Here is a 501-nt window from a genome sequence, read left to right as displayed (position 1 = left end):
GGCGGGGCCCGGCGGGCACGACCGGCACGGCTTCCGGCTGCCGGGCGGCGGGCGCCTCGGCGTTCTCCGGGACACCCCGTGCGGTCCCGCGCCGGGAGGAACCGTACCTGCGGTGCACGGCCTGCTTGGTGACCCCCAGCGCCGATCCCACGGCGTCCCAGGAGAAGCCCAGTGAGCGGTCGAAGTCGACGGCGGCGGTGACCAGCGTTTCGACGCTGTCGCGTAGCTCCTGGGCGAGCCTGACGGTCGGTGCCGGAGCGCGACCGTAGACGACGAAACCGGCGGAGGGGCCGGTGCGTCGCGGGCGATAGACGTTGCCGAGCTGCGCGGTGAGGGTGCGCAGCGCGTCCACCTGCCGGCGGACCCGCTCGATGTCCCGCACCAGAAGATGCAGGCTGGCCCGCGCCTGGGCGTCGTGGGTTGCGTGGTCGGCCATGAAGAAGCCTCTCGGACCGGCTGAAAGGGGGGCGTTTCAGCTGTCGTGCTGGATGGGGGTGATGG

At 73.1% G+C, this 501-nt stretch carries 1 pseudogene; it reads right to left on the bottom strand.

Annotated elements, in window-relative coordinates:
* Positions 1–436, bottom strand: a pseudogene (locus AB8Z75_RS35195) (hypothetical protein); the annotation flags it as partial.
* Positions 437–501: the final 65 nt, after the last annotated feature.

It is taken from the genome of Streptomyces sp. PU-14G, from assembly GCF_041028275.1.
GTDB lineage: Bacteria > Actinomycetota > Actinomycetes > Streptomycetales > Streptomycetaceae > Streptomyces.
Note: the sequence above shows the minus strand (reverse complement) of the source record. Positions and strands in the feature narration are given on the sequence as shown.